Origin of the sequence: Flavobacterium sp., assembly GCF_040402895.1 — a bacterium.
Lineage (GTDB): Bacteria > Bacteroidota > Bacteroidia > Flavobacteriales > Flavobacteriaceae > Flavobacterium.
In genome coordinates, this window is sequence record NZ_JBBALR010000001.1 from 309027 (window position 1) to 334058 (window position 25032).

The window sequence follows — 25032 nt, forward strand, 5'->3', positions numbered from 1 at the left end:
TTTGCACACCCTTATAAAAAGGGAAAAACTGATGTTATGGATATATTAAAAGAATTTTTAATCCCATTTTCAGGATTAAAACTGGGGAAACACCAGTTTAAATTTCAAGTAAATAATACGTTCTTTACTCATTTTGGTTATGATGAATTTAACAATTCTAACATCAAAATGAAAGTAGTTTTAGAGAAAAAAAGCAACATGCTTGAACTCAGTTTTTCGCACAAAGGAATTGTAAATGTTCCTTGCGATTTAACTAACGAGGATTTTGATTTACCAATTAAAGGTAAAATGAAACTCATAGTTAGATTTGGCGAAGAATTTAATGATGACAATGATGAATTTATCATTTTGCCTCATGATGAATTTCAAGTAAACGTAGCGCAATATTGTTATGAAATGATGGTTTTGTCTGTTCCAACAAAAAGAATACACACCGGAATAAAAGATGGTACTTTACAATCAGAAGCATTACAAAATTTAGAAAAATTTTCTCCAAAAGAAACAAAAGCAGAAGAGATTAAAGAAATAGACCCAAGATGGGAAGGTTTAAAAAAACTATTAACGGATAAAAAATAGAATAAAATGGCACATCCTAAACGTAGACAGTCCTCAACTAGAAGAGACAAAAGAAGAACACACTACAAAGCATCTGCACAACAAATTGCAACTTGCGTAGTAACTGGTGAGGCTCACTTATATCACAGAGCTTACTGGCATGAAGGTAAAATGTATTACAGAGGTCAAGTTGTTATCGACAAGACTGAAGCTATGATATAATTTCACTAAAATTATTGAGAAACTCTCACCTACGTGAGGGTTTTTTTATTTTAATGAAAATTATCTAATTGTATTTTTAGAAAATTCCGAAATAATTCGTAATTTTCCCCTCTTTACGCACACAAAGTTGCTAAGAAAATTATTTATTTATGAAATTGCTATAAACACTGCGTGCTTCGAAAGAAAAACCCAAAAAAATAGCGATACATATGTTACCAAAAAAAATAACATTAAAACATATGAATAAAATTACTGCCGCAATTACTGCAATTGGCTCGTATGTACCAGAATATGTATTATCAAATCAGGTTCTAGAAACTTTGGTTGATACCAATGATGAATGGATTACATCAAGAACTGGAATAAAAGAGAGAAGGCTTTTAAAAGAAGCTGGCGAAGGAACTTCTTACCTTGCTATAAAAGCGGCTCAAAATCTTATTGAAAAATCAAAAATAGACCCGAAAGAAATTGACTTGGTAATTATGGCAACTACCACGCCAGATTTACCTGTAGCAGCAACTGGAGTGTATGTAGCTACGCAAATTGGCGCTACTAATGCTTTTGCATATGATTTGCAAGCTGCCTGTTCTAGCTTTCTTTTTGGTATGTCAACGGCTTCAGCATATATTCAATCCGGAAAATACAAAAAAGTATTACTTATTGGTGCCGATAAAATGTCTTCTATAATTGATTATACGGACCGTACCACTTGTATTATTTTTGGTGATGGCGCCGGTGCTGCTTTATTTGAACCTAATTTTGAGGGCTTAGGAGTACAAGACGAGATACTAAAATCGGATGGAATTGGAAGAGAATTTTTAAAAATTGAAGCAGGTGGTTCTATTTTACCACCAACTGAAGATACAATTAAAAACAAACAACATTTTGTATTCCAAGACGGGAAAACTGTTTTCAAACATGCGGTTTCAGGAATGGCTGATGTAAGTGAAAAAATCATGCAACGCAATAACTTATCGCATGATGATGTGAATTGGTTAATTGCGCATCAAGCAAATAAAAGAATTATTGACGCCACTGCAAACAGAATGAATGTGGATGAATCTAAAGTGTTAGTCAATATTCACCGTTATGGAAACACTACTTCTGCCACATTGCCTTTGCTTTTAGCAGATTTTGAAGATAAATTTAAAAAAGGAGATAATTTAATTTTTGCAGCATTTGGAGGTGGATTCACATGGGGATCTATTTATTTAAAATGGGCATATTAATAAAAACAAACTATAACTAAAATAACTTAATTATGGATTTAAAAGAAATTCAAAACCTAATCAAATTTGTATCTAATTCTGGAGTTGCAGAAGTAAAATTAGAAACGGGCGATGTAAAAATTACTATTAGAACTACTTTAGAAGGAAATTCTCAAGATATTACCTATGTGCAACAAGCACCAATGCAACAAGCAATTCAGCAAGCAGCACCAGTTGCTCCTGCAGCAATCGCTCCTGCAGCTGCGGCACCAGTTGAGACTGCTGTAGAAGACAATTCTAAATACATTACAATTAAATCGCCAATGATTGGTACATTGTACAGAAAACCTGCTCCAGATAAGCCAATGTTTGTTGAAGTAGGAAGTACTATTAGCAAAGGGGATGTAGTATGTGTAGTGGAAGCCATGAAATTATTCAACGAAATTGAATCTGAAATTTCAGGTAAAATCGTAAAAGTATTAGTTGATGATTCTTCACCAGTAGAATTTGACCAACCATTATTTTTAGTTGATCCATCATAATTTGAAAAAATGTAATCATTTGAATTCATTTTCAAATTTTCAAATTGTTTAATTTTCAAATTAAAATCTATGTTTAAAAAAATATTAATTGCCAATAGAGGTGAAATTGCTTTACGTGTCATTCGTACTTGTAGAGAAATGGGAATTAAAACTGTAGCCGTTTATTCTACTGCTGATGCCGAAAGTTTGCACGTTAAATTTGCAGACGAAGCCGTTTGTATTGGGCCTCCACCAAGTAATTTATCTTACTTGAAAATGTCTAACATTATCGCAGCTGCAGAAATTACTAATGCGGATGCCATTCATCCTGGATATGGTTTCCTTTCTGAAAATGCTAAGTTTTCAAAAATTTGCCAAGAACATAACATCAAGTTTATTGGTGCTTCACCAGAAATGATTGACAGAATGGGCGATAAAGCTTCTGCTAAAGCCACAATGATTGAAGCGGGTGTACCATGTGTACCTGGTTCAGTAGGTATCTTAGAATCTTACGAACAAGCCGAAAAATTAGCAGCCGAATTTGGCTACCCAGTGATGTTAAAAGCAACTGCAGGTGGTGGTGGAAAAGGAATGCGTGCTGTTTGGAAACAAGAAGAATTATTAAAAGCTTGGGAAGGTGCAAGACAAGAATCTGCCGCTGCTTTTGGAAATGATGGCATGTACCTTGAAAAATTAATTGAAGAACCAAGACATATTGAAATACAAGTTGTAGGTGATGCTTTCGGTAAAGCGTGTCACTTATCTGAAAGAGATTGTTCTGTACAACGTCGTCATCAAAAACTAACAGAAGAAACTCCTTCTCCATTTATGACGGATGAATTACGAGATGCTATGGGAGCTGCAGCCGTAAAAGCGGCTGAATATATAAAATACGAAGGCGCTGGAACGGTAGAATTCTTAGTGGACAAACACAGAAATTTCTACTTTATGGAAATGAATACTCGTATTCAAGTAGAACACCCAATTACAGAACAAGTTGTAGATTACGATTTAATTCGTGAACAAATTATGGTGGCGGCAGGAATTCCAATTTCTGGTAAAAACTATTTTCCACAATTACATGCTATCGAATGTAGAATTAATGCTGAAGATCCGTATAACGACTTCCGTCCTTCACCGGGAAAAATTACAGTATTACATTCGCCAGGCGGACACGGTGTTCGTTTAGACACACATGTTTATGCTGGTTATACCATTCCACCAAATTATGACTCGATGATTGCAAAGTTAATTACAACGGCGCAAACCCGTCAAGAAGCAATAAACAAAATGAAACGCGCTTTAGACGAATTTCATATTGAAGGAATAAAAACCACTATTCCATTCCACAGACAATTGATGGATCACCCAGATTATGTAGCTGGGAATTACACCACGGCCTTTATGGACACTTGGGTAATGGATGCTAAAAAAGAAGAATAAAAATAGGCTAGTCAACGACTAGCCTATTTTTTTTAATCATTTATTACACTTACAGCTAAATTCATTTGATTTTCATTTACAACAATAGTAAATTCATTTGAAATTAATTTACTTCATCAAGAATGTTGCTTACTAAGTTTGGAATTTAAAAACATACTGCTAGACCAGATACATTTTCATTAGGCAATTGTTTTTATATAATCCAAATTTATTTTCAAAAAAACAAAATGTTAAACCCTAACTAATTATCAAAATAATAGAAGGCCGCCTCCAAGTGTTCTAAGTCAAAATTTGCACCATTTGCATGAATGGCAATAATATCAAATCGAACTTCTACATCTAAATCATTGGAAATGACGAATTCATTAATAGCTTTTACTACTAGTTTTATTTTTTTTGGTTTTACAAAATCTTGAGGTGAGCCGTAATCAATACTACTCCTGGTCTTTACCTCTACCACTGCTAAAACTTGGTCTTTTAAAGCAATAATATCCACTTCAGCTTTCTGAAACGTCCAATTCGTTTCTAAAATTTCATAGCCGTTTTTTTCTAAGAAAGCTACTGCTAGTTCTTCTCCAATTTTTCCTAAATCATTGTGTTCTGCCATTTTTTAATGTGTCGATTTCAATGTGTCGATTTGCCTATTCTAAATAAATTGAAGTTTTACTTCTTTTTCATTTACTTCAAAATGTACTTGTTTACCTAAAATCAAAGTGCGATTATCAGATTGATGTCCGGCAGGAAATTGAAAAGCAATTGGAATGGAAAAATCTTTAGCTATATCAGTAATAATTTGTACTTCATTTTGCCCAAACGGAATTTCATTATCGTGCATATCGGTCATACTTCCCACTATAATACCTTTAACTTGTTCAAAATAACCATTACGTTTTAAATTATACATCATTCGGTCAATATGATACAAATATTCGTCTAAATCTTCAATAAATAGGATTTTATCTTTTGTATTAATTGCTGATTTTGAACCTAATAAACTGTACAAAATAGAAATATTTCCACCAACCAATTCGCCCGAAGCGGTTCCTTTTACATCATAACTTTTTGAAGGAATTGTATAAGAAATCGTTTCTCCAAAAAGTGCTTTTCGTAAGGTTTCTTTCACTTCATCTGGTGCAGTAGGAACAGTAAACGGCATAATTGAATGTAAAGATGCCACTCGTTCCACATTCAATTGACTATGTAAAACGGTCACATCTGAAAACCCCATAATCCATTTAGGATGCTTTTTTAATTTCGTAAAATCTAACGAATCAATAATTCTAACCGTTCCATATCCACCTCTAGCACACCAAATCGCTTTTACGCTTATGTCATCTAATTGAGCTTGAAAATCAGCAGCTCGTTCGCTATCTGTGCCTCCTAATTGAAAATTGTCTAATCCAATTGTGGCTCCTAATTTAACGTTAAATCCCCAAGATTCTAATAAATCAATAGCAGGTTTGGCGTCTTCGGGGGAAAATTTACGTGCGGTACAAACAAGAGCAACGGTATCTCCCGCCTTTAAAAATGGTGGTATAATCATATAAAATTCAATAAGAATTCAAAAATAAGGAATTTGAACAGAAAAATTCGTCTATTCCTCTTAAATGAATTATTTTTGTATCAAATTTAATGACAATATGTTAAAAAATCCAACCCGAGGCAACGCCGAACTGAGCGAAGCTAAAAGATATACCATTACAGCGGCGCTTCCTTACACTAATGGACCCATTCATATTGGGCATTTAGCAGGAGTTTATGTGCCTTCTGATATATATGCAAGATATTTACGATTACAAGGAAAAGATGTAGCTTTCATTTGCGGAAGCGATGAACATGGTGTGGCAATTTCTATGAAAGCTAAGAAAGAAGGCATTACGCCACAACAAGTAATTGATAAATATGACAGAATTATTCGTCAATCTTTTTTAGATTTTGGAATTTCTTTTGATAATTATTCCAGAACATCTTCAGAAATACATCATAAAACAGCATCCGAATTTTTTAAAAAATTATATGATAATGGCGATTTTATTGAGGAAACTACCGAACAATTATATGATGCCAAAGCCGATCAATTTTTGGCCGACCGTTTCGTAACAGGAACTTGTCCAAAGTGCGACAACCCTGAAGCGTATGGCGACCAATGTGAAAAATGTGGTTCGACTTTAAACGCAACGGATTTAATCCATCCAAAATCAACTATAACAGGAGAAAATCCGATTTTAAAATCTACTAAACACTGGTTTTTACCTTTAAATCGTTACGAATCGTTCTTAAGAGAATGGATTTTGGAAGGTCATAAAAACGACTGGAAACCCAATGTGTATGGACAAGTAAAATCGTGGGTTGATGGTGGTTTAGAACCTAGAGCCGTAACCCGTGATTTAGACTGGGGAATTGATGTGCCGGTTGCAGGTGCCGAAGGAAAAAAGTTATACGTTTGGTTTGATGCGCCAATTGGTTACATTTCGGCAACCAAAGAATGGGCCGCCCGCGATGGAAAAGATTGGGAACCCTATTGGAAAGATGCCGATACAAAATTGGTTCACTTCATTGGGAAAGACAATATTGTATTTCATTGTATTATTTTTCCAGCGATGTTAAAAGCAGAAGGAAGTTATATTTTACCAGATAATGTTCCTGCAAACGAATTTTTGAATTTAGAAGGTAATAAATTGTCTACTTCAAAAAATTGGGCCGTTTGGTTACACGAATATTTACAAGACTTTCCTGAAAAACAAGATGCCTTGCGATATGCTTTGACAGCTAATGCTCCGGAAACAAAAGACAACGATTTCACTTGGAAAGATTTTCAAGCCAGAAATAATAATGAATTAGCTGCGATTTTTGGAAATTTCATCAATCGTGTGGTGGTGTTGACTAATAAATATTACGACGGAATTGTTCCAACTCCAAATGAATTTTCTGAAGTTGACGAGCAAACTTTAGCCGAGTTAAAAGCGTATCCAGCGGTGATTTCAAGTTCGATTGAGCGTTACCGTTTTAGAGAAGCGTTAAGTGAATTAATGAATGTAGCCCGTTTAGGAAATAAATATTTAGCGGACGAAGAACCTTGGAAAATGATTAAAGAAAATCCGGCAAGAGTACAAACTCAAATGTATATTGCACTACAAATTGCATCTGCTTTAACCATACTTTCAGAACCATTTTTACCATTTACTTCTTCTAAATTGTGTAACATATTAGATATTAAAATCAATAATTGGAATTTAGAATTTGAAAATTGGAATTTAACAAAACCCGGACATCAAATTGGTCAAGCCGAAATTTTGTTTGCTCAAATTGAAGATGTCGAAATCCAAAAACAATTAGATAAATTAGAAGCAACTAAAACCGCCAATCAAGTGGAAAACGCAAAAGCTGAACCGCAAAAAGAAATCATCACCTTTGAAGATTTTGCCAAAGTAGATTTACGAATTGGAACCATCATCGAAGCAGAAAAAATGCCAAAAGCAAACAAATTGTTAGTTTTAAAAGTAGATACAGGAATTGATGTAAGAACCATCGTTTCTGGAATTGCTGAGCATTTTACTCTTGAAGAAGTACTTGGAAAACGCGTAACCGTTTTAGTAAACCTAGCACCAAGAGCATTACGTGGTGTGGAAAGCGAAGGTATGTTATTATTAACCAATACCGCGGAAGGGAAATTGGTTTTCGTAAATCCGGATACCGAAGGTGTGATTAATGGCGCGATGATATCTTAGTATGAACCCAAAAACAATCGCATTCGATGCAGACGACACCCTTTGGCACAACGAACCTTATTTTGATGAGGCGCAAGAACGCTTTTGTGTGTTTTTTCAAGATTATGCGTCGCATCAAGAAATCTTGGGGTTAATTTTAAATCATCAAGTAAATAATTTACCATTGTATGGTTTTGGCATTAAAGCGTTTACGCTATCCATGATTGAAACCGCATTAGAGTTAACCCATCATCAAATTTCGGGTAAAGGCATAGAACAAATTTTAGCAATTGGCAAAGATTTACTTCAAAAACCAGTGGAATTACTACCAAACATTACTGAAGTATTAGAACAACTAAAAGGAAAATATAAACTGGTTGTGGCTACAAAAGGTGACTTAAAAGACCAACATCGCAAATTACACGATTCAGGAATTGGTATGTTTTTTCATCATATTGAAGTGATGAGTGATAAAACCGAGTTGGATTATGAAAAAATGTTAGGCCGTTTAGATTGCCAAGCCGAAGATTTTTTAATGATTGGAAATTCCTTAAAATCAGATGTTTTGCCCGTTTTGAATTTGGGCGGACACGCCATTCATATTCCGTATCACACGACCTGGGAATATGAAAAAATAGATTTTGAAATTCAGCATCAGCACTTTAAATCGGTTAGCAAAATTACAGATATATTATCATTAGTGTAATGAAGCAAAAGAGTGACCTTAAAACTTGGAACCGAAAAGGGCACTAAATAGCGCCCTTTTTTTCTCAAAATTTAAACAATACTCAAAATGGCTAAAATATCTTCGCCAAATTTGGCTGCTTTTTGTTTTCCAAAACCTTTAAGTTGTTGTAATTCGTCTAAATTACTTGGTTTATTTAGTGCTAATTCTATTAATTGCGAATTGTGGCAAATCATAAATTTCTTCAGATTTAGTTGCTCCGATTTTTCAATTCTCCATTGATTTAAGTTCTCGTAAACTTGTTTGTCTTTCGGAAGTAAATCTTTATAAGACTTTCTTTCTTTTCTTTCAAATTTATTTTGAACTTCGTTTTCGTAATGAACAATAACCGACCAATACGCTGCTTCACTTTCCAAAAATTGTGTGTTAGATTTTTTAAATCTAACCGTTTCTAAAAAAGCGTTTAATTTTTGTTGATCCAACTCCAAATAGTCAGGATCTAATCGAATAGAAAATACACGAACTTGCATCTCAAAATTATTTGCTTAGTAATAGAATTTCATTAGCAACTACTTCTGTTATAAAACGTTTTTCACCGTTTTTATCCTCGTAACTTCTGTGAATTAGTTTTCCTTCAATGGCGATTTCTTTCCCTTTGGTTACAAATCTTTCAATAATTTCTGCTGTTTTGCCCCAAGCGGTTACCCGATGCCATTGCGTTTGTTCTACTTTGTCGCCGTTTTCACGATAATATACTTCGTTTGTAGCAACTGAAATATTTGCTAGTTTTTTTCCTTCTTCAAGGTTTTTGATTTCTGGTTCTTGGCCTACGTGTCCGATTAATTGTACTCTGTTTTTCATAGCTATAAAATTTAAATGTTTATGTTAATTAAAATTTATTCTTTTCAAAACACCGATTTAAGAAATTGGATAATTTAAAAAAACTAATGTTTTTGAATATTTAAATTGAACTCGTTGTTTCAATTCTGCAGCGCAAAGTTGTAGTAAGAAAAAAATAATATTCGGTTATTATTCATTTAAAATCGGTTATAAATGTTTGTTGTCGTTTGTAATTGAAAAAAATAGAATAAAAAAAACCGATACTACTAATTTTTTATTACTTTTATTCGTCCTCAAATAAAAATATTATGAATAAAAATTGCCTAGAATGTCAAGATAAAATTGTAGGAAGAGAAGATAAAAAATTTTGCAGCGATGGCTGCCGTAACGCCTACAACAATAAAATGAATAAAGATCAAACCAATTTGATGCGTAACACAAATAATAAACTACGCAAAAATTATAGAATTTTAACCGAATTAAACCCAGAAGAAAAAACCAAAACCACTAAAACCAAATTAATGAGTAAAGGTTTTGATTTTGATTTAATAACATCCATCTACACCACAAAAACAGGAAATGTTTATTATTTTGTATACGACCAGGGATATATGGCAGTGGAAAACGAAGGTTATGTATTAGTAAAAAAATAAAATGAAAGTATCGATATTAGGTTGTGGTTGGTTAGGATTTCCTTTAGCTAAAAAATTAATTGAAATTGGTTTTGAAGTAAAAGGATCTACCACCTCTGAAAAAAAATTAGCCCTTTTGAAATCTAATAACATTGACCCTTTTTTATTGGAACTTTCTGAAACTAAAATTAGTGATTCTGTAACTGAATTTTTATACAATTCAGAAATTCTAATTATAAATATTCCACCAGGATTAAGAAAAATTAAGGAAACTACTGCTGAAAAAACATTTGTAGCTAAAATCGAGAATTTGATTCCGTTTATTGAAAAATCTACATTAAAAAAAGTAATTTTTATAAGTTCTACTTCAGTATATGCTGATACTACTGCTATTTCAATTGTAACTGAAGAAAGTGTTTTACAACCCGATACAGAAAGCGGAAAACAACTAGTTAAAGTCGAAAATTTGTTGCGAAATAATTTTAATTTTCAAACCACTATTATTCGATTTGGAGGTTTAATTGGCGAAGATCGAAATCCTATACATATGTTGGCTGGTAAAACGAATATTCCCAACCCAGATGCACCAATAAATTTAATTCATCAACAAGATTGTATTGGGATTATTTATGAAATACTGAAACAAAACTGTTGGAATGAAGCTTTTAATGCGGTAGCACCCAACCATCCCACACGAAAAAATTATTATTCCGAAAAAGCTAAGCAATTTCATTTGACTGCTCCATTATTTAATGAAAATGAAACTAATTTTGGAAAAATGGTTTCAAGTGAAAAATTAGAATCCATTTTAAGTTATAAATTTATGAAATTAGACTTTTAATTAAGCTAATTTTTCAATAATACAATCCACTTCCAGTCGGCAGGATTTCCTACACCAACGCTTGGTGTATAAAGATATAAATGTACTACTCCCGTTGGATTTGAAATTAAATATTGTCTAACTTTTACCAAATTTTGCACAGCCATCCAGACCTGATCGTAGTTATTTGATAAATTGGGTTCTGGTAAAATATGATTAAAATTTGTAGTTGGAAAAATAATATCGTCTGTTAGTACGATTTCAAATTGATTGGCCGCAAGCATATTTTGTGGATAATGAATTTGTCCTAAACCCATCCAAATAATATCACCATCAAAAAGAATTTGATTGATTTCATTATATTTCAACTTAATATTTCCAAAATCAACGGCTGGAACAGATTGATGTGAAATAGTAAATGAATTTGAATTTTCAGTATACGTAGTTTCTTTTCCGCCCTGAAACGTATTGGTTAAATAATCTACTTTAAGCAGTAAAACTTTATTTGGTTCATTTGTAGTTTCATCAACTGTTGCGTTTTCTTCTGTGCAAGATGAAAACAAGGAAAGGAAAACAAATAAAATAAAAAGTATCTTTTTCATAAAACTATTTTTTTATATATGCTTATTAATGAATTACTTATGTAAAAGTATTGATTTTTTTATTAAATAAATTAATTAAACTAAAATCATTTCATCATACGACAAAATAGTATCATACCCTTTCGAAGTAAAATAGTTTGTTGGATTTTCTTTAGAAAGTACCATAACGAAATCGCCGCCCCAAGCACCTAAACTTTTAATGGTACCTTTAAAATCAGAAAACAAACGTTCTTTTACAGTTTCTAATTCTAAAATATCGCTTAATATAACTTCATGATGTTCCAATAAATCAATAGTTGATTCTAAATTTGGTGAAAGGAGCATTCTATTTGTAATTTCAGAAATAGTTGCCGTTTTTTTGGTTAAAAACTGTTGCTTATTCATGTAATTCTGAATCGCATGACGACTATTTTGCTTTTTATTTAAATATACAAAATAGATGTTCTCCTTATATTTCGGATAAAAAGCAACTACCTCAACAATGGGTGTTTCGTTTTCATCTAATTGATACTTAATTGGAAAATTGTTTCTAGCACAAGCAATATCATAACCGCTTCCTCCAAAGCTTTTTCTAAGTAATTCAAACGCATCAATTTGTAACCATTGTGCAATATTATTTATTAAAGTAGAGGACGTTCCTAAACCCCAATTTCTAGGAAAAGTTAATTTGGTTTCAATTTTATAACCGGTTTCCGAAACTAAAAAATCAGGGTTTTGTAGATTTGCTTGATGCAAAATTTTGACTAAAATATTTTTTATTGGATTGGCGTCTTCAAAGTTTTTAGCTGTAATAATATCGTTAAAAGCGAGTTCGGTTTCAAACCAAATGCTTTTATCTGCATCATAACTCGTCCAAATTATTATTTTGTTCGGAATTGAACTAACTTGTAACGATTGACCAAATTTTGTAGGCAAGGCTAATGCTTTGGCGCCATTTAAGACCAAATATTCTCCCGTAATTAGAAGTTTTCCGTTTGAATAGAATGTTTTATTCATGTTTTTTAACCGCAAAGTTCACGAAGATTTTCGCAAGGTTCGCAAGGGTTTTAATTAGTTCTTAAACGCTCTAAAAAATCTACTACTAAATTATGTGAAACCGTTTGGTTTTCAAAATGTGCTACTACTAATAGTTTCTCTTCTTTTGTAGCTTGATGTTGATTTAAAATATTATTCAAATGCATTTTCATATGCCCTTGTTGAATCCCAGAAGTAGTTAACGAGCGTAAAGCTGCGAAATTTTGAGCCAATCCAGCAACCGCAACAATTTCCATTAATTCCGTTGCAGAAGGATTACCTAACATTTCTAAAGAAAATTTGACTAATGGATGTAAATTAGTTAAACCACCAACGGTTCCTAAAGCCAATGGTACTTCCAACCAAAAAGTAAAAATTCCGTTTTCTATTTTGGCGTGAGACAAGCTCGTGTAGCTTCCATTTTTACTTGCAAATGCGTGAACACCAGCTTCTACAGCACGAAAATCGTTACCTGTAGCCAATACTACAGCGTCAATTCCGTTCATAATGCCTTTGTTGTGTGTTACGGCTCTGTACGGTTCCACTTCAGCAATTTTTACAGCGGTTAGAAACTTTTCTGCAAATTCACTTGATGTATTATTTTTGTCTTCGTTAAGTTCTGAAACCGGGCACGAAACCTCAGCACGAACTACACAATTTGGAACAAAATTGCTCAAAATACTCATCACAATTTGAATAGATGGCATTCCAAATGCTTCGGATTTGTTTTTAAATGTTTTGGCAAATTGTTCTAAACATGAATTAATAAAATTAGCACCCATACTATCCTTTGTCTGAAAATTAGCATGTAATTGGTAATAATTTTCTAACGCAGCCGTTTTATCAATTAATTGGATATCCGAAATTCCACCGCCGCGCTTTTGCATGTTTTTAGTTATGCTATCAACTTCTGAAAACAAAAACGGCTTTACAAAATTGAAATATTCAATAAGCTTTTGTGTATCACCTTCATACAAAAAATGAACTTGACCAATTTTTTCTGTACCTAAAATAATCGTTTTAAAACCTCCGCGAGCACTCCAAAATTTAGCGGCTTTGCTGGCAGCAGCCACTACGGAACTTTCCTCAATAGCCATCGGGATAGTATAGTTTTTACCGTTAATTTCAAAATTTGGAGCAACCCCTAATGGTAAATAGAAATTTGTTAAGGTGTTTTCTATAAATTCATCATGCAATTTTTGAAGAGACGCATCAAAATTTTGATAACGTTGTAAAAGGTTAACCGCTTCTTTCGGATTAGAAAAATGTTTTTCTGCTATCCAATTTATTTTTTCTTCTTTACTTAGTTTTGAAAAACCTGTCTTATTTTGCACCATTAATTTCGGATTGAATGACAAAGATAATAAAAGTTATTTTTAAAAAAATAAAACTTAGAAAGTAAAAAATTCAATATTTATTAGGAATATATCATAAATTTTCACTAAAATTGGAAGTTTTTTACAATCAAAAATATGAGAAATTTTATATACTTAGTAATCATTTTTCTAACCACTTCAGTATCAGTTGTTGGACAACAAAAATTAACTTTAGAAGAAATTTGGGGCGGCGCATTTAGAACAAAAGGCATGGACGAATTAAATGCCATGAAAAATACCAATCAATATACGGTACTAAATTTCGACAGAAATTCTAAAACTATGCAAATTGATTTGTTTGATTATGCAACACTAAATAAAGTTGCAACGCTAATTGATACCAAAGATTTTGCAGCATTAACTTCAATTGATAGTTACACTTTTGATCAAGCGGAGAAAAAAATATTAATTGCCACAAATACCGAATCCATATTTAGACGTTCATTTACAGCTAACTATTTTGTGTACGATATTGCCTCTAAAAAATTATCGAAATTTACCGATAAAGCTATACAAGAGCCAACATTTTCTTCCGATGGAACTAAAGTGGCTTATGCTTTCGAAAACAACTTATATATTTTTGATTTACTTTTAAATAAAGAAACACAAATTACTTCAGACGGTAAGAAAAATAGCATCATTAACGGAATTACAGATTGGGTTTACGAAGAAGAATTTGCTTTTGTTCGTGCTTTCGATTGGAATGCTGACGGAACTAAAATAGCCTTTATTCGTTTTGATGAAACCAACGTTCCAGAATTTTCAATGGATATGTATAATCAAGGTTTGTATCCCACACAAGCTGTTTTTAAATACCCAAAAGCAGGAGAAAAAAACGCAGAAGTTTCGTTACACATCTATGATGTAGCTGCGGCAAAAACTCAAAAAATTGATTTAAGTACTTATTCCGATTTTTATATTGCACGATTAAAATGGACAAACGATTCTAGTGTTTTAAGTGCCCAAATAATCAATCGCCATCAAGATAATTTAGATCTAGTATTTGTTGATGGAAATTCAGGTAGTAAAAAAGTAATGTTAAATGAAAAAGATAAAGCATACGTGGATGTTACAGACAACTTAACCTTTTTGAAAGACAATAGTTTTATTTGGACGTCGGAAAAAGATGGATTTAATCATATTTATTATTATGACAAAACCGGGAAGTTAAAAAATCAGGTTACAAAAGGAAATTGGGATGTAACCGCTTATTATGGATTTGATGAGAAAAACAAAACAATTTATTATCAATCTGTAGAAAACGGTTCCATAAATAGAGATGTATATGCTATTTCAATTGACGGAAAAGCTAAAAAAAGACTATCTTTGAAAACAGGAACTAATAGCGCTACTTTTAGTCCAAACTTTCAATATTTTATAAACACTTATTCTAGTGCTACTGCAGCGCCTTATTATTCTTTAAACGATTCTAAAACTTCAAAAGAAGTAAAGAAAATTCAATCGAATGAGGCTGTGGAAGAAAAATTAGCAAAATACAACGTGGCGCCTAAAGAGTTTTCAACCATTACAACAGAAAAAGGACATGTTTTAAACACTTGGATGATTAAACCAAAAGATTTTGATCCGAATAAAAAATATCCTGTTTTTATGTTTCAATATTCTGGTCCAGGTTCACAACAAGTAGATAATACTTGGAACGGAACAGACGATTATTGGTTTATGATGTTGGCGCAAAAAGGCTATATTGTAGCTTGTGTGGACGGTAGAGGAACAGGATTTAAAGGGGCAGAATTTAAAAAATGTACGCAAAAAGAATTAGGAAAATACGAAGTAGAAGACCAAATTGATGCGGCCAAAGTTTTTGGAAAATACACTTTTGTTGACAAATCAAGAATTGGAATTTTCGGATGGTCGTATGGTGGTTTTATGGCAGCTAATTGTATTTTTCAAGGCGCAGATGTTTTCAAAACAGCTATTGCAGTTGCACCCGTAACGTCTTGGAGATATTATGATAGTATTTACACCGAAAGATACATGCAAACTCCCCAAGAAAACGCAAGTGGTTATGATAACAATTCGCCAATTTCACACGTAAGTAAATTGAAAGGGAACTTTTTATTAATTCACGGAACGGCTGATGATAATGTACATGTTCAAAACACCATGAAAATGGTAGAAGCATTAGTGCAAGCAAACAAACAATTTGACTGGGCCATTTACCCAGATAAAAATCACGGAATTTATGGTGGGAAAACCCGCTTGCAATTGTATACAAAAATGACCAACTTTATTTTAGAAAAACTATAATTATGGCAATATACGAACCAAAATCAGTCGAAGAAATTCAAAATTTTGAGGGCAAATACCCAAAACAGCTTTGGTATTTATTTTTTAGTGAAATGTGGGAACGTTTTTGTTTCTATGGAATGAGAGGAATGTTAACTTTCTTTATGGTTGATCAACTTTTAATGAAAGAAGATGTTGCTAATTTACAATATGGAGCAACACAAGCATTTGTGTATGCTTTTACATTTATTGGTGGTTTATTTGCAGATAAATTATTAGGATATAGAAAATCACTTTTTTGGGGTGGAATTATGATGATTATTGGTAGTGCAATTTTAGCTTTTGATCCACACCAATTTTTCTTTTTAGGAATATCTTTCACAGTAATTGGAACTGGTTTTTTTAAACCAAACATTTCTACCATGGTTGGTGCGTTGTATAAAAACAATGACACTAGAAGAGATGCAGGTTTCTCATTATTCTATTCTGGAATAAATGTTGGAGCATTATTAGGCGGTTATGCCTGCGTTTACATAGGAAAAAGTTACTCCTGGAATCTAGCTTTTGGTCTTGCAGGGATAGTAATGATAATTAGCTTAGTAACTTTTGTTTTTACACAAAAAAGTTTGTCAACAATTGGTGTTTCTCCTTTGTTGGGAATAGAAAAATCTAAGAGAAAGTTATACGAATATTTAACCTATGTAGGAACAATTGTTGCAATTCCATTAATTATGATAATGGTTTCAAATCCACAATATACAGATATATTTATGTATACTATTGGTCCTCTAACATTGTTATATTTGTTTTATGAAATGCGAAATTTTACAATACAAGAAAATAAAAAATTAATTGCAGCTTTGGTTTTCATTCTATTTTCAATTCTATTTTGGGCATTTTTTGAGCAAAGTGGAGGTTCATTAAGTTTATTTGCCGCAAATAATTTAGATGATAAAATTCTAGGAGTAAAATTTGATCCAAACGGAATTAACAACGCATCAAATTCATTATTTGTAATTATTTTTGCACCAATAATTGGATTATTATGGTTGTGGTTAAGTAAGAGAAAATTTGAGCCAAATACAGTTGTAAAATTTGGATTAGGATTTTTATTTTTAGCTATTGCATTTTATGTTTTTTATGCTACGCGCTTTTTTGCAAATGCTGAAGGAATGACATCATTGGAAGTATTTACAATTGCCTATTTAATTATTACTTTTGGAGAATTATGCCTCTCACCGATTGGATTGTCTATTATGACAAAGTTGTCTCCAATAAAATTGCAAGGTGTAATGATGGGAATGTGGTTTTTAGCTAGTGCTTACGGTCAATATGTAGCTGGAATTTTAGGCGCTGGAATGGCTAAAGCAAATGAAAATGCAACAAAAGTTGAAAAATTAATGGCCTATACAGATGGGTATCAACAATTAGCAATTTATGCAGTTGTTGCAGGAGTTGTACTTATTGCAATCTCTCCAATTGTTAGAAAATTAATGCAGGAAGTTAAATAAACAAAAAAAACAATTTATGATTAAAGAAAACTCAACCGATCAATTTTTTAAAAGTACCGTTTTAGGTCACCCAAGCGGTTTATTTGTCCTGTTTTTCACCGAAATGTGGGAACGTTTTTCATTTTATGGAATGCGTTCTTTATTAGTTTTATTTTTTATGGCTTCAATTGCCGAAGGTGGCTGGGGCTGGGACCAAGGAACTGCGTCATCACTTTTTGGCTCTTATGTAGGTTTAGTATATTTATCCACAATGCTTGGAGGTTATTTTGCCGATAAAATAATTGGTTATAGATGGGCTGTTGTAATTGGAGCTTTATTAATGACTTTAGGTCACTTTTCAATGGCTTTTGAAACACAGTTTACAATATATTTAGGACTGGTGCTTTTAGTTTTTGGAAACGGATTTTTCAAGCCAAATATGACTTCAATTGTTTCTGAAATGTACAAAGACAGACCAGAGAAAAAAGATGGAGCTTACACCATTTTTTATATGGGCGTAAATGCTGGAGCATTTTTTGGTATTTTACTTTGTGGTTATTTAGGTGAAAAAGTAGGTTGGGGTTATGGATTTGGTTTAGCTGGAATTTTCATGTTTCTAGGTTTAGTACAATTTTGGTTATCTCAAAATATTTTTGGCGATATCGGTTTAAAACCAGTTAAAAAAGATGTTGAAGAACTTGCAAAAAATGATACAGACAAAAGAGTTCCGTTTACTTCATGGCAACTTGGCGTAATCGCAGTTTCTGTAATTTTAGGATTACTTTGGATAATTAACGCCCCTGCTTCAAAAATATCTAAATTATCAGGTGGTTCATTTGATGTCTTTGGATTTCTTGGTGAGAAAGGAAATTCAATAGCTATTTTAACCGCTTTAGTTTTATTTATCGTTTTATTGGTTTACAGAATTATGCAATATTCAAAAACCACTCGTGAAAAATTAATTGCTGTTACTTTCTTTGCTTTCATAACCATATTCTTTTGGGCAATTTTTGAACAATCTCCTAACAGTTTAACCGTTTTTGCAGAAAAATATACTAATAGAATTTTAACTGGAAATTCAAGTGCAATCTTTTTAGTTGTAAATTCGTTGATGACACTTATCCCTTTAATTATTATAAATTGGGTTATGTTCATGTTGTTTAGAAAAACATTTGCAAAATATTCTATAGCTAATATTGTATTAAGTTTTAGTTTTGTTATCATTTGGATTATTGCGCTTTGGATGCTTGCAAAAGATTATTATATGGCAGGATACTTAGACTTATCTGATTCAACTCTTAAATTCTTAAAAATAGAAAAATCAACAGAAGCTTTAACAGAAGTGCCTTCAACATGGTTTTCTACATTAAATTCATTGTTTATTATAACGTTAGCGCCTTTGTTTTCAAAAGTATGGGAAAGTAAATTTAATCCAAATGCCAATGTAAAATATGGAATTGGAATGATATTTTTAGGTCTTGGAATGGTAGCTGTTGCTTTTGGCGCAAACGGAATTGCCCCTGGAGCACAAAGCGCAAGTGTGAGTATGATTTGGTTAATCTTAGTTTTCTTATTTCACACCATGGGAGAATTATGTATTTCACCTGTTGGACTTTCTTATGTTAGCAAATTAGTTCCTGCTAGAATGATTGCATTTATGTTTGGTGTATGGTACTTAGCAGTTGCAATAGGAATGAAAGGTGCAGGAATGTTTGGCGAAGAAGTCGAAGCTATAGCTAATGAAAAAGGAATAAGTTATTTCTTTTGGATGTTAGCTATTATTTCTTTTGTTTTAGCTGCTTTTTCAATTTTAATGAGCCCTATCATCAAAAAATTAATGCACGGTGTTAGATAACCAACTAAACTTAGAGCAAAATTTACTTATTTTTGTTTTATAAAATGAAGAATATGAAAAAAACACTTTTAATATTCACTTTTTTATTTAGTGGATTCATCGCCCAAAGTCAGGAATTAAAGTGGCACACAGACCTGTCTGTAGCTACTGATTTAGCTATAAATGAAAACAAATCTATGTTCTTGTTTTTTACAGGATCTGATTGGTGTGGTTGGTGTATTCGATTACAAAATGAAGTTTTTAAAACACCAGAATTTATAAAATGGGCTTCAAATAATGTAATTTTGGTAGAATTAGATTTTCCTAGAAAAAACGAACAAACAGATGCGGTGAAAATGCAAAATGCACAACTACAACAACAATTACAAGTTAGAGGATATCCAACAGTTTGGTTTGTTAGTGCCACCAAAACAGCCGATGCCAAAGTAAATTTAAATGCCCTAGGAAGTTCTGGGTATTTAGCTGGTGGCCCGCAAGTTTGGCTAGAAAACGCCAATCAAATTATCAAAAAAAAGTAATTTATTTCAATCTATAAAATCCCTTTTCGGTTGTGGCATGAAAAGGGATTTTTTCTTGCTCACAAGTGGCCTTCCAAAGTTTTATATAACTTTTATAATTAGAACCATCTGCAATTATTTGCTCTGGTTTAATGGTTGAAATTAACCGATTCAAATTAATTTTTGACGATTGAGTAAGAACCACAATTTCTGGCTTTTGTTTGGTATTATACACGCCTAAACTATCTATACAAAGAATTTTTTTGTTAAAACTATATACATTTTTAATAGGTTCTATTCGATACTTTTTAACAAATTTTCCTCTTGTATATGTTTCTATTGAAGATTTAGAATTAGCAAAATCATCTGTATAAAAAATAGATTCATTATTTATGGTTTCAACAAACAGCGAATTTTTCATACTATTAAAAACGCCAAATTCATTGTTACTTTTTTCATTAGAATTCAGAAAAAAATAACCCAATTGAAATATAATTATAGAAACTAATATGGGCTTAAAATTTTTACTTTTCGGAAAGTATACAAAATATACTAATGCAGCAATAATTAAATATAACAACAATACTAACACTTCATGAAATGCAATTTTTTTAATAATAAAAACATCGAATTTTACAATCCAAGCAGTAAAATTGTTCATTGTTTCAATTAAAAAATTGACTAAAATACTCAAATAAACTGCTGCTTTCGGAAACAAAAAATTAAAAGGAATTAATGCTAACCCTAAAATTAAAATAAGACTCGAAAGTGGAATAGCAATTAAATTAGCCAATAAAAACAATAATGGAAATTGTCCAAAATAATACAAAATTAAAGGTAACACACCCATTTGAGCCACTAAAGAAATAAGCAATAATTCTTTAATTTTTAAGATAGCTCTATGTTTAGAATAACTGTATTTTCTAACGAAGGGCTGAAAAATTACAATACTTAAAACAGCAGCAAAACTCAATTGAAATCCAACATCAAAAAGATAATTTGGATTATATAAAAGTAAAATCAAAGCGGAAACAGCTAAAGAATTGTAAATATTAGCTTGTCGATTGACAATTTTTGCTAATGCAACTACTGAAAACATAACCGCGGCACGAACAATTGAAGCAGAAAATCCGACTAAAATAGTATAAAACCACAAGACACTTAATGAGAATAAAAAAATATATAATCTACCTTTTTTGAATCGAAGTAATGGTTTAGTTAGCCAAAGTATAATTCCATAAATTAAGGCGATGTGCAACCCAGAAATAGCCAAAATATGAATAATGCCTGCTTGAGTATATGAATTGCTAATTTCTTTGGACAATTCCGTTTTTTCACCAAAAACCAATGCCATTAAAAGATTGTAATTGTCTTTTTTAAAGCTTTTTACATCATAACTTTTTAATAATTTCGATTTAATGAAATGGATATAAAAATAAAAATTTGTGTCTTTTGAAACATAAATTGTATTTGTCTTTTTGATTTTTATTTCATGATAAACATTCTGATTTTTTAAATATTTAGAATAATCAAATTGGTTTGGATTTATTGCGTTTTGAAGTAATTTTGGTGACTCAAATAACTTTATTTTGTTGCCAACCTCTATTTGTATTTTCTGTTTTTTTGGCACGTAAAGTAGTATTTTGCCTATGCAATTTTGCTCATTAATATGTTCTGCTTTTAAAATAAATTTTTCATAATAGGTAGTTGATTTTAATTTTTCAGATACTATACCTTGAACAATATTTTTTTCGGAAATAAAAGTAGAAATATGCGTTTTCAAATTTATTTGAACATTGAAATAACTTGAAAGAACTCCTAAATTTAAACACAAAAGAACTACAAAACTTTCATAAAATAAGGAATTTGATTTCTTTTTAATATTAATGAAATATCCAATGCCAAAACAAATTACATTTAAAACTAATCCAATTAAAATATAAACCAAAGTAATTGGTACATAATATTGAATTAATATTCCAATACTAAAACCGCCAAGTATCGGAACAATTGGAAATTTAATAAATTTCATTATTAGTAGGTTAGTTAAACTAGAAAAACAATTGGGGGTAGTTTTTTTAGTAAAAAAAATTTGAAATTAAGTGGCTAACGTTTACTCTAGAATCCTATTTACACCAACAAAAGTTCTAGCATAATAACTTTCAGAAGTAGAGGAATACACTACCCCTCTACTTGTAGAAGAATGAATGAATTTAATAACGCCATCTTTGTTTTCAGTTACTATTCCAACATGACTTATGTAGCTACCATTGGTTTTAAAAAAGATTAAATCGCCAGCTTTGGCGTCTTTTTTTAATATACGTTTTCCAATTTGTGCCATTTCTGCCGAATTTCTTGGCAATGAAATATCAAATTGATTTAGCGTATAAGTTACAAAACCAGAACAATCAAAACCAGCTGGAGTGGTGCCACCTCCTCTGTAAGGCGACCCTAAACTTTCTGCCGCAACATTAAGAATTTGTTGCTTTATGTAATCTGAAACTTCAAATGTGGGCGTAAAATCTTGTGGCGTTTCTTCTTCAACAACTACTTTTATTTTGGATTGTTCAACACTATCTTGTGCCGCTTTTTGTTTTGCTTTTTCAATAGCTTTTAATTCCTTTTTTGTTGGTTTTAAAGGTTTTTCTAATCCTGTTTTTTCTATAAAAGTATAACTTCCTGTTTTTTGTGCTACTTGTTTTGAAGTAACAATAGTAGGCTTCTGCAAGGATTTACAACTGTATAAGAAAACAGCTAGAAAAAAAATATAAATTGATTTTTTCATGATTTGGGGAGTTTATGAAGTTTAAATTTACAAATTATTTTTAATTGAAGAAATTATTTCATTAGCTGTTTTTTCACTTGCGCCTTTGCCTCCTAGTTTTTGTTCCAAAATGTTATACTCATTTTGAATGGTTTCCCTAGATTTTCCTGAAATAATTTTATGTAATTCAGATGCTAAATTTTTAGAATTTAACTCATTTTGAATTAGTTCTTTTACCACTTCTTTTTCCATAATTAAATTCACTAAAGAAATAAATTTTAATGAAATAATTCGTTTTGCAATTTCATAAGAAATTTTGTTCGCTTTGTAACACACAATTTGTGGTACATTAAACAATGCTGTTTCTAAAGTGGCTGTTCCCGAAGTTACTAAAGCCGCGTGAGAGACACTTAGTAAATCATACGTTTTATTACTTACAAATTTTACATTTTCCGTGGTTAAAAATGTTTTGTAAAACGAATATTCTTGACTTGGTGCACCAGCAATTACAAATTGAAATTCAGGAAATTTTACTACAACCGAAAGCATTAGGGAAAGCATTTTTTCAATTTCTTGTTTTCTGCTTCCTGGCAATAAAGCAATTATAGGCTGATTGGTTAAATTATTTTCTTTAATAAATTGTTCAAAATTGGTTTGCTTTCTATTGGAAATAGCATCAATTAATGGATGCCCTACAAATTCAACTGGAAAATTATGTTTTTTCTCGTAAAAATCTTTTTCAAAAGGCAAAATCACATACATTTTATCTATATCACGTTTGATGTCTTTAATGCGATTTTCTTTCCAAGCCCAAATTTGAGGGGAAATATAATATTGGTTTTGCATTCCCAATTTCTTAGCCCATTTCGCAATTCGCATATTAAATCCAGGATAGTCTATGTAAATTATTGTGTCGGGCTGAAACTGCAAAATATCTTTTTTACAAAAAGAAATATTCCCTAAAATGGTTCGTAAATTCATAATCACTTCAGCAAAACCCATAAAGGCTAAATCGCGATAATGTTTTACTAAAGTGCCCCCCACATGTTGCATTAAATCGCCACCCCAAAAACGAATTTCGGCAGATGGCTCTTTTGCTAAAATGGCTTTCATTAAGTTGGAACCGTGTAAATCGCCTGAGGCTTCACCAGCTATTATGTAATATTTCATTTTAAGTCAATTAATTGGCTAAGATAAATTTTTTCTATTCTTTAGTAAAATAAAATTTTTGGCCACCTTGTTTTAAAACAAAAGTAGTAGCAGATGTAAACTCAATTTCTATTCCTGCTTGAACAAAAACAAAAACATCCTCTTTTGAAAAAGTTAATGGAAAACTCGGTTGTCCTGTGGCTTGGGCCAATAAATTACCTTCTTTCTCGAAAACCTTAATTTTTAAAGGAATTTCTTTAGATGCAAAGGTTCCAGAATATTTTTGAATTAAGTCTTTATCTAATTTTTTAAAACTTGGAAACGGATACGGTAACTTGTAATAAATACTTAAAATTCCAATCATTATGTCGTTTTGACTATAATTTTCACCGTTTACAAGTAAAGAAATTGACAAATCGTCTTTTTCATAATACCCCATTGACGATTCAAAACCTTCAATTTTTCCGTTATGCCCATAAAACTTTCTTTCTCCAAAAGGAAAACGAATTAAAGCCATTCCGTAGGTGTCTTTAAGTGTTTTCATAAGTTCTAATGAAGCTGGAGTAACTAAATTCCCCTTAAAAAGGGCATGGATAAATTTAGTTAAATCTTCAGGTGTTGAAATTATTCCTCCTGAAGAAAAAGCAATGTCATTATTCCATTCGTCAATTTTATCCCAATATTCGCCATTAAATGTATAGGAATAACTTTCTCTTTTAGTGACGTCTGTTTTTTCGTTGGTGTAATACGTGTTTTTTAACTCTAATTTATCCGAAATTCTTGTTTTTAAATTGTCTGCAAATGATTTTTTAGTAATTTTTTCGATAATTAATCCTAAAATAAAGTAATTAGAATTGCTGTATTCGTGTTTAGAATCAGGTTCAAAAATAGAAGAATAATTCTCTATTTTTTTAAGTACCAAATCTTTAATATTTGGCTTTCCCAATACATCTGTTAAAGTAGAATCTGCGTTAGCGTAATCTTTAATACCTGTTCGTTGATACAATAATTGTTCTATGGTAATGTTATCAGATTGGTCAATTTTTGGGAAAAACCGATTTAATTTAGTCGTCAACAATATCTTTTTCTCTTCTACCAATTGCATAATCATAGTAGCAGTAAACGTTTTAGATATAGAACCAATTTTATATTTCGTAGCTCCATTTGCTCTAACGCCTTTAGTGGCTTCAGAATAGCCATACGCTTGTTTAAAAACTACTTCGTCGCCTTGTCGGATACAAAGCGAGCCCATAAATTTATCGTTTTCATATAAATAGTGTAACAAACTATCAATTCGGGCAAAACGAATTTCTTGAGCAAATGCGCCTAAAGAAAGAAATAAAAATAAAATAAAAAGGTTTTTTTTCATTGTAATATAAGTTTTAGTAGGTTGTTATTTGTTGTC

At 31.7% G+C, this 25032-nt stretch carries 24 protein-coding genes; 13 read left to right on the forward strand and 11 right to left on the reverse strand.

From position 1 onward, the window contains the following. Positions 1 to 36: 36 nt before the first annotated feature. From ABWP60_RS01545 to accC, 5 genes are all read left to right on the forward strand, one after another. Entirely contained in the window at positions 37 to 576 is a 540-nt protein-coding gene (locus ABWP60_RS01545) for a YceD family protein (RefSeq protein ID WP_353147510.1), read from the forward strand. Between the two features lie 6 nt (positions 577 to 582). Next, the gene (rpmF, locus tag ABWP60_RS01550; protein WP_166130208.1) at positions 583 to 777 is read left to right on the forward strand and encodes a 50S ribosomal protein L32; all 195 of its coding nucleotides are present in this window, start codon (positions 583 to 585) and stop codon (positions 775 to 777) included. Between the two features lie 239 nt (positions 778 to 1016). Next, complete coding sequence (locus ABWP60_RS01555) at positions 1017 to 2006, forward strand: beta-ketoacyl-ACP synthase III (protein WP_353147513.1); 990 nt, start codon at positions 1017 to 1019, stop codon at positions 2004 to 2006. A gap of 32 nt (positions 2007 to 2038) precedes the next feature. After that, the gene (accB, locus tag ABWP60_RS01560) at positions 2039 to 2527 is read left to right on the forward strand and encodes an acetyl-CoA carboxylase biotin carboxyl carrier protein (RefSeq protein WP_353147516.1); all 489 of its coding nucleotides are present in this window, start codon (positions 2039 to 2041) and stop codon (positions 2525 to 2527) included. Positions 2528 to 2596: 69 nt separating this feature from the next. After that, a complete protein-coding gene (accC, locus tag ABWP60_RS01565) occupies positions 2597 to 3949 on the forward strand; it encodes an acetyl-CoA carboxylase biotin carboxylase subunit (RefSeq protein WP_353147519.1) in 1353 nt (450 codons plus the stop codon). A 241-nt stretch (positions 3950 to 4190) separates the two neighbouring features. On the opposite strand, the gene ABWP60_RS01570 is transcribed toward accC, so the two are convergent. Both ABWP60_RS01570 and ABWP60_RS01575 read right to left on the reverse strand, forming a co-directional pair. Beyond that, the gene (locus ABWP60_RS01570; protein WP_353147522.1) at positions 4191 to 4556 is read right to left on the reverse strand and encodes a YraN family protein; all 366 of its coding nucleotides are present in this window, start codon (positions 4554 to 4556) and stop codon (positions 4191 to 4193) included. Positions 4557 to 4595: 39 nt separating this feature from the next. Then, positions 4596 to 5492: a S66 peptidase family protein gene (locus ABWP60_RS01575; protein ID WP_353147524.1), complete on the reverse strand. Its 897-nt coding sequence runs from the start codon at positions 5490 to 5492 to the stop codon at positions 4596 to 4598. Between the two features lie 97 nt (positions 5493 to 5589). Here ABWP60_RS01575 and metG point away from each other — a divergent pair, with 97 nt between their 5' ends. Continuing rightward, positions 5590 to 7677: a methionine--tRNA ligase gene (metG, locus tag ABWP60_RS01580; RefSeq protein WP_353147527.1), complete on the forward strand. Its 2088-nt coding sequence runs from the start codon at positions 5590 to 5592 to the stop codon at positions 7675 to 7677. A 1-nt stretch (position 7678) separates the two neighbouring features. Next, positions 7679 to 8362 carry an HAD family hydrolase gene (locus tag ABWP60_RS01585; protein ID WP_353147530.1) on the forward strand — a complete coding sequence of 228 codons (684 nt, stop codon included), beginning with the start codon at positions 7679 to 7681 and terminating at the stop codon, positions 8360 to 8362. 71 nt (positions 8363 to 8433) lie between these two features. Here ABWP60_RS01585 and ABWP60_RS01590 read toward each other — a convergent pair whose 3' ends face one another. Together ABWP60_RS01590 and ABWP60_RS01595 are read right to left on the reverse strand one after the other, a co-directional pair. Continuing rightward, positions 8434 to 8871: an HRDC domain-containing protein gene (locus ABWP60_RS01590; protein ID WP_353147533.1), complete on the reverse strand. Its 438-nt coding sequence runs from the start codon at positions 8869 to 8871 to the stop codon at positions 8434 to 8436. A gap of 7 nt (positions 8872 to 8878) precedes the next feature. Next, entirely contained in the window at positions 8879 to 9202 is a 324-nt protein-coding gene (locus ABWP60_RS01595) for a single-stranded DNA-binding protein (RefSeq protein WP_353147535.1), read from the reverse strand. 287 nt (positions 9203 to 9489) lie between these two features. On the opposite strand from ABWP60_RS01595, the gene ABWP60_RS01600 reads away from it, so the two are divergent. Beyond that, positions 9490 to 9834 carry a hypothetical protein gene (locus ABWP60_RS01600; RefSeq protein WP_353147538.1) on the forward strand — a complete coding sequence of 115 codons (345 nt, stop codon included), beginning with the start codon at positions 9490 to 9492 and terminating at the stop codon, positions 9832 to 9834. A gap of 1 nt (position 9835) precedes the next feature. Continuing rightward, on the forward strand, positions 9836 to 10654 hold the full coding sequence (locus tag ABWP60_RS01605; RefSeq protein WP_353147541.1) for an SDR family oxidoreductase: 819 nt from the start codon (positions 9836 to 9838) through the stop codon (positions 10652 to 10654). Positions 10655 to 10659: 5 nt separating this feature from the next. Here the strand turns inward: ABWP60_RS01605 and ABWP60_RS01610 are convergent, their stop codons facing one another. The 3 genes from ABWP60_RS01610 to ABWP60_RS01620 all read right to left on the reverse strand — a co-directional run bounded on the left by ABWP60_RS01610 (position 10660) and on the right by ABWP60_RS01620 (position 13586). After that, entirely contained in the window at positions 10660 to 11235 is a 576-nt protein-coding gene (locus ABWP60_RS01610) for a hypothetical protein (protein ID WP_353147544.1), read from the reverse strand. 75 nt (positions 11236 to 11310) lie between these two features. Next, a complete protein-coding gene (locus ABWP60_RS01615) occupies positions 11311 to 12231 on the reverse strand; it encodes a GYDIA family GHMP kinase (RefSeq protein WP_353147546.1) in 921 nt (306 codons plus the stop codon). A 50-nt stretch (positions 12232 to 12281) separates the two neighbouring features. Next, positions 12282 to 13586, reverse strand: coding sequence for a hydroxymethylglutaryl-CoA reductase, degradative (locus tag ABWP60_RS01620; protein WP_353147548.1), 1305 nt, complete (start codon positions 13584 to 13586; stop codon positions 12282 to 12284). Between the two features lie 135 nt (positions 13587 to 13721). Between ABWP60_RS01620 and ABWP60_RS01625 the strand changes: the two genes are divergently transcribed. The 4 genes from ABWP60_RS01625 to ABWP60_RS01640 are packed head-to-tail and all read left to right on the forward strand — an operon-like array spanning position 13722 to position 19735. Then, positions 13722 to 15893, forward strand: a complete 2172-nt coding sequence (locus tag ABWP60_RS01625) for a S9 family peptidase (RefSeq protein WP_353147550.1) — start codon at positions 13722 to 13724, stop codon at positions 15891 to 15893. Between the two features lie 2 nt (positions 15894 to 15895). After that, a complete protein-coding gene (locus tag ABWP60_RS01630; protein ID WP_353147553.1) occupies positions 15896 to 17383 on the forward strand; it encodes a peptide MFS transporter in 1488 nt (495 codons plus the stop codon). A gap of 16 nt (positions 17384 to 17399) precedes the next feature. Beyond that, on the forward strand, positions 17400 to 19217 hold the full coding sequence (locus tag ABWP60_RS01635; protein WP_353147555.1) for a peptide MFS transporter: 1818 nt from the start codon (positions 17400 to 17402) through the stop codon (positions 19215 to 19217). A 53-nt stretch (positions 19218 to 19270) separates the two neighbouring features. Further along, positions 19271 to 19735: a thioredoxin family protein gene (locus tag ABWP60_RS01640; protein ID WP_353147558.1), complete on the forward strand. Its 465-nt coding sequence runs from the start codon at positions 19271 to 19273 to the stop codon at positions 19733 to 19735. 1 nt (position 19736) lies between these two features. Here ABWP60_RS01640 and ABWP60_RS01645 read toward each other — a convergent pair whose 3' ends face one another. The 4 genes from ABWP60_RS01645 to ABWP60_RS01660 all read right to left on the reverse strand — a co-directional run bounded on the left by ABWP60_RS01645 (position 19737) and on the right by ABWP60_RS01660 (position 24996). Next, positions 19737 to 21746 carry a ComEC/Rec2 family competence protein gene (locus tag ABWP60_RS01645; RefSeq protein ID WP_353147560.1) on the reverse strand — a complete coding sequence of 670 codons (2010 nt, stop codon included), beginning with the start codon at positions 21744 to 21746 and terminating at the stop codon, positions 19737 to 19739. A gap of 81 nt (positions 21747 to 21827) precedes the next feature. Further along, positions 21828 to 22499, reverse strand: coding sequence for a C40 family peptidase (locus ABWP60_RS01650; protein WP_353147563.1), 672 nt, complete (start codon positions 22497 to 22499; stop codon positions 21828 to 21830). Positions 22500 to 22526: 27 nt separating this feature from the next. Further along, positions 22527 to 23648 (reverse strand): lipid-A-disaccharide synthase, encoded by a 1122-nt coding sequence (gene lpxB / locus ABWP60_RS01655; RefSeq protein ID WP_353147566.1) that lies wholly within the window; start codon positions 23646 to 23648, stop codon positions 22527 to 22529. 34 nt (positions 23649 to 23682) lie between these two features. Then, positions 23683 to 24996, reverse strand: a complete 1314-nt coding sequence (locus ABWP60_RS01660; RefSeq protein WP_353147569.1) for a serine hydrolase domain-containing protein — start codon at positions 24994 to 24996, stop codon at positions 23683 to 23685. Positions 24997 to 25032 lie beyond the last annotated feature (36 nt).